This is a genomic window from Caulobacter sp. 602-1 (assembly GCF_003931565.1).
Taxonomy (GTDB): domain Bacteria; phylum Pseudomonadota; class Alphaproteobacteria; order Caulobacterales; family Caulobacteraceae; genus Caulobacter.
Map to the genome: position 1 here is coordinate 1 of NZ_RRYI01000015.1, position 5469 is coordinate 5469.

Genomic DNA, 5469 nt, shown 5'->3' on the forward strand with positions numbered 1-5469 from the left:
CTCTTTCGAGGGCAGTGATTGTGAAGAAGACATCAGTGTCTGAAGTAGAGCCATGCGATTGCATGGGTTTGACTGAAGAACGATCAAGCCTATCGAGCTATTAGTACCGGTAAGCTCCATGCGTCGCCGCACTTCCACACCCGGCCTATCAACGTGGTGGTCTTCCACGGCTCTCAGCGAGACCTTGTTTTGAGGTTAGTTTCCCGCTTAGATGCTTTCAGCGGTTATCTATTCCACACTTAGCTACCCTGCTGCACAGCTGGCGCCATGACAGGTCCACCAGAGGTGTGTCCATCCCGGTCCTCTCGTACTAGGGACAGATCCTCTCAAGTCTCGTACACCCACGGCAGATAGGGACCAAACTGTCTCACGACGTTCTGAACCCAGCTCACGTACCACTTTAATCGGCGAACAGCCGAACCCTTGGGACCTGCTCCAGCCCCAGGATGTGATGAGCCGACATCGAGGTGCCAAACTTTGCCGTCGATATGGACTCTTGGGCAAAATCAGCCTGTTATCCCTAGAGTACCTTTTATTCGTTGAGCGATGGCCCTTCCACGCAGGACCACCGGATCACTATGGCCGACTTTCGTCTCTGCTCGACTTGTCAGTCTCGCAGTCAGGCGGGCTTATGCCATTGCACTCGACGACCGATTTCCGACCGGTCTGAGCCCACCATCGCGCGCCTCCGTTACACTTTGGGAGGCGACCGCCCCAGTCAAACTGCCCGCCACGCCATGTCCCGGACCCGGATAACGGGCCGCGGTTAGACGTCAGCAACAATAAGGGTGGTATTTCAAGGATGGCTCCACCGGAACTGGCGCCCCGGTTTCATAGCCTCCCACCTATCCTACACATGTTGCTGCTAACGCCAAGGCGAAGCTGCAGTAAAGGTTCATAGGGTCTTTCCGTCTGACCGCGGGAACCCCGCATCTTCACGGGGAATTCAATTTCGCTGAGCCTGTGCTGGAGACAGTGGGGAAGTCGTTACGCCATTCGTGCAGGTCGGAACTTACCCGACAAGGAATTTCGCTACCTTAGGACCGTTATAGTTACGGCCGCCGTTTACCTGGGCTTCAATTCAGAGCTTGCACCCCTCCTTTTAACCTTCAGGCACCGGGCAGGCGTCAGACCCTATACGTCGCCTTGCGGCTTCGCAGAGCCCTGTGTTTTTGATAAACAGTCGCTACCCCCTGGCTTGTGCCACTCTCATCTGGTTGCCCAAAAGAGAGTCACGCTTATCCCGAAGTTACGCGTGCAATTTGCCGAGTTCCTTCAGCACAGTTCTCTCAAGCGCCTTGGTATACTCTACCTGCCCACCTGTGTCGGTTTCGGGTACGGTCTCCGTTGGAGTTATTTCCAGGGACCTGTTCACTGCCGGGAGCAATCCAATAAGCCCCGACAATTTACCAGATCCGTCACTTCCAACTGGTTCAGGAATATTCACCTGATTCCCATCGACTACGCCTTTCGGCCTCGCCTTAGGGGCCGACTAACCCTGCGCAGATTAGCTTTACGCAGGAACCCTTGGGCTTTCGGCGAGAGGGTCTCTCACCCTCTTTATCGCTACTCATGTCAGCATTCTCACTTCCGATACCTCCAGCAAGGCTCACGCCTCACCTTCATCGGCTTACGGAACGCTCCGCTACCGCGTGCACAGAGTGCACACCCATACCTTCGGCGACTGGCTTGAGCCCCGTTACATTTTCCGCGCAGGTTCGCTTGACCAGTGAGCTGTTACGCTTTCTTTAAATGATGGCTGCTTCTAAGCCAACATCCTGGTTGTCAAAGCAAACCCACATCGTTTCCCACTTAGCCAGTACTTGGGGGCCTTAGATGATGGTTAGGGTTGTTTCCCTTTTCACGACGGACGTTAGCACCCGCCGTGTGTCTCCCGGATAGTTCTCTTGGGTATTCGGAGTTTGGTTAGAATTGGTACAGCTCGCGCCGCCCGCATCCATCCAGTGCTCTACCCCCCAAGGAATACGTCCGAGGCACTACCTAAATAGTTTTCGCGGAGAACCAGCTATGTCCAGGTTTGATTGGCCTTTCACCCCTATCCACAAGTCATCCGAGAATTTTTCAACATTCACCGGTTCGGTCCTCCAGTAAGTGTTACCTTACCTTCAACCTGCTCATGGATAGATCACCTGGTTTCGGGTCGTCATGCGACGTACTTATTCGCCCTATTCAGACTCGCTTTCGCTGCGCCTACACCTAACGGCTTAAGCTTGCACGGCACATGAAGTCGCTGACCCATTATACAAAAGGTACGCCGTCACCACGCGCGGTGGCTCCGACTGCTTGTAGGCTTCCGATTTCAGGATCTGTTTCACTCCCCTTGTCGGGGTGCTTTTCACCTTTCCCTCACGGTACTTGTTCGCTATCGGTCATTGAGGAGTACTTAGGCTTGGAGGGTGGTCCCCCCATGTTCAGACAGGATTTCACGTGTCCCGCCCTACTCGAGTCTGTCGCTATTTGACGCTTACGGGGCTATCACCCACTATGGCTGTGCTTCCCAGCACATTCAGCTTTATGTCACGACAGCACTGGCCTGGTCCCGGTTCGCTCGCCACTACTACGGGAGTCTCGGTTGATGTCCTTTCCTCCGGGTACTGAGATGTTTCAGTTCCCCGGGTTTGCTTAATGAACCCTATGTATTCAGGTCATTATACCTCTTCTGATCAACCAATCCTGGCCCCGCCCGAAAGCGAAGCTAAGTTGGGTGACCATAAAGGTGGGTTTCCCCATTCGGAGATAGCCGGATCAAAGGGTGCTCGCGCCTCCCCGGCTCTTATCGCAGCGTGCCACGTCCTTCATCGCCTCTCAATGCCAAGGCATCCGTCAGAAGCCCTTATGCGCTTGATCGTTCTCAGCAAAACCCATGCGCTTTGAGACCTAGCCGCGTCACGCGGGAAGGTCTCGAGCATGAGCTCTACCTTTAGTCAGACAATGATGTCTTCTTAAGTCCATCCTTGAACCAGGTCCGTATCCCAGGGGTGAGCTACGGTTGGCGGAGGAACCCTGCCTTCACAATGTCATTTCGCATCGCCACTGAGTGACGCTGCAAACTTGATCATCCTCGATCGCGATTTTCCCAACCCTACCAGCTAGCCTCGCTCAAGCAGCGAAGCGGTAGCGAGGATTGCGAGGAAAAATGGTGGAGCCAGACGGATTCGAACCGACGACATCCTGCTTGCAAAGCAGGCGCTCTACCAACTGAGCTATGGCCCCTCACACTCGGTGTGAGTTGCTTGCCCAGCGGGAGCTGGTCGGTTGCGGATCCGTAGGACTGGAAAGAGTGGTAGGCCCGATAAGACTTGAACTTATGACCTCACGCTTATCAAGCGTGCGCTCTAACCAACTGAGCTACGGGCCCATAGGCCGCTCAGATCGGATCAGATGATCCGCTCCAGGGCTCGCGATCGTGTCCCGAACCTAACGGTTCGAAACAAGTGGAAAGAGAAACGAAGACGGCGGCGATCCGCTCATTTGTGTGCGTCTAGCGCACTAATTGGAGCCTCAATAGTCTCGTGAGAGACTGGAGAAGCATCCTTAGAAAGGAGGTGATCCAGCCGCAGGTTCCCCTACGGCTACCTTGTTACGACTTCACCCCAGTCGCTGACCCTACCGTGGTCGCCTGCCTCCTTGCGGTTAGCGCAGCGCCTTCGGGTAAAGCCAACTCCCATGGTGTGACGGGCGGTGTGTACAAGGCCCGGGAACGTATTCACCGCGGCATGCTGATCCGCGATTACTAGCGATTCCAACTTCATGCTCTCGAGTTGCAGAGAACAATCCGAACTGAGACGACTTTTAGGGATTGGCTCCCCCTCGCGGGATTGCAGCCCTCTGTAGTCGCCATTGTAGCACGTGTGTAGCCCACCTTGTAAGGGCCATGAGGACTTGACGTCATCCCCGCCTTCCTCCGGATTAACTCCGGCAGTACGATTAGAGTGCCCAGCCAAACCTGATGGCAACTAATCGCGAGGGTTGCGCTCGTTGCGGGACTTAACCCAACATCTCACGACACGAGCTGACGACAGCCATGCAGCACCTGTGTCCCAGTCCCCGAAGGGAAAGCCAGATCTCTCTGGTGGTCCGGGCATGTCAAAAGGTGGTAAGGTTCTGCGCGTTGCTTCGAATTAAACCACATGCTCCACCGCTTGTGCGGGCCCCCGTCAATTCCTTTGAGTTTTAATCTTGCGACCGTACTCCCCAGGCGGAGTGCTTAATGCGTTAGCTGCGTCACCGACATGCATGCATGCCGACAACTAGCACTCATCGTTTACGGCGTGGACTACCAGGGTATCTAATCCTGTTTGCTCCCCACGCTTTCGAGCCTCAGCGTCAGTAACGGACCAGTATGTCGCCTTCGCCACTGGTGTTCTTCCGAATATCTACGAATTTCACCTCTACACTCGGAGTTCCACATACCTCTTCCGTACTCAAGACTGCCAGTATCAAAGGCAATTCCAAGGTTGAGCCCTGGGCTTTCACCTCTGACTAAACAGTCCGCCTACGCTCCCTTTACGCCCAGTAATTCCGAGCAACGCTAGCCCCCTTCGTATTACCGCGGCTGCTGGCACGAAGTTAGCCGGGGCTTCTTCTCCGGGTACCGTCATTATCGTCCCCGGTGAAAGAATTTTACAATCCTAAGACCTTCATCATTCACGCGGCATGGCTGCGTCAGGCTTTCGCCCATTGCGCAAGATTCCCCACTGCTGCCTCCCGTAGGAGTTTGGGCCGTGTCTCAGTCCCAATGTGGCTGATCATCCTCTCAGACCAGCTACTGATCGTCGCCTTGGTGGGCCTTTACCCCACCAACTAGCTAATCAGACGCGGGCCGCTCCAATGGCGATAAATCTTTCCCCCGAAGGGCACATCCGGTATTAGCTCAAGTTTCCCTGAGTTGTTCCGAACCAAAGGGCACGTTCCCACGTGTTACTCACCCGTCCGCCACTAATCCCGAAGGATCCGTTCGACTTGCATGTGTTAGGCCTGCCGCCAGCGTTCGCTCTGAGCCAGGATCAAACTCTCAGGTTGAGTTGACATTGACTTCAGACTTCCAATCCCGGGGGAAAACCCAGGATCAGGTATCTGGTTTGCATAGTTTCTTGACGAGTTCCCATCACACAATGACCAACCCGAAGGCCAGCCACCGTATTAATGGTGTCTTCAAGAGACCGCATTTGTCAGCGTCGAAGGTTACCTCGAAGGGTAACCGCCAGAGCGCCGCCGCCTGCGTTTCTCTTTCCAAATCAACAATGTCAAAGACCCGAACCGCCTCTCAGCGGCCCCACCGTTTAGCGCCCGGTGTCGGCGGAGGCGGCTATCTAGCGAACCTCGAATTCCGTGTCAAATCGTTTTTTTCAAAACTTTCCGACAAACCCGCCAACCAACCCCAAGGTCACCAGCGGAGCCGGCAGCTTCTAAAGAAACCACCAAATCCAGTCAAGCAATTATTTCGAA

2 tRNA genes, 2 rRNA genes and 1 pseudogene are annotated in these 5469 nt (G+C 54.7%); 1 reads left to right on the top strand and 4 read right to left on the bottom strand.

The annotated features are described in order from the left end of the window. Window positions 1–79 precede the first annotated feature (79 nt). The 4 genes from EIK80_RS24985 to EIK80_RS25000 all read right to left on the bottom strand — a co-directional run bounded on the left by EIK80_RS24985 (window position 80) and on the right by EIK80_RS25000 (window position 5043). A 23S ribosomal RNA gene (locus tag EIK80_RS24985) occupies window positions 80–2868 on the bottom strand. Window positions 2869–3158: 290 nt separating this feature from the next. Continuing rightward, window positions 3159–3234 (bottom strand) — tRNA-Ala (locus EIK80_RS24990). A gap of 68 nt (window positions 3235–3302) precedes the next feature. Further along, window positions 3303–3379 (bottom strand) — tRNA-Ile (locus EIK80_RS24995). A gap of 180 nt (window positions 3380–3559) precedes the next feature. Beyond that, window positions 3560–5043 (bottom strand): 16S ribosomal RNA (locus EIK80_RS25000). Together the 16S and 23S rRNA genes with 2 tRNA genes alongside form the textbook arrangement of a ribosomal RNA operon. A 92-nt stretch (window positions 5044–5135) precedes the next feature. Here EIK80_RS25000 and EIK80_RS26800 point away from each other — a divergent pair. Next, window positions 5136–5469: pseudogene (locus tag EIK80_RS26800) on the top strand (hypothetical protein); the annotation flags it as partial.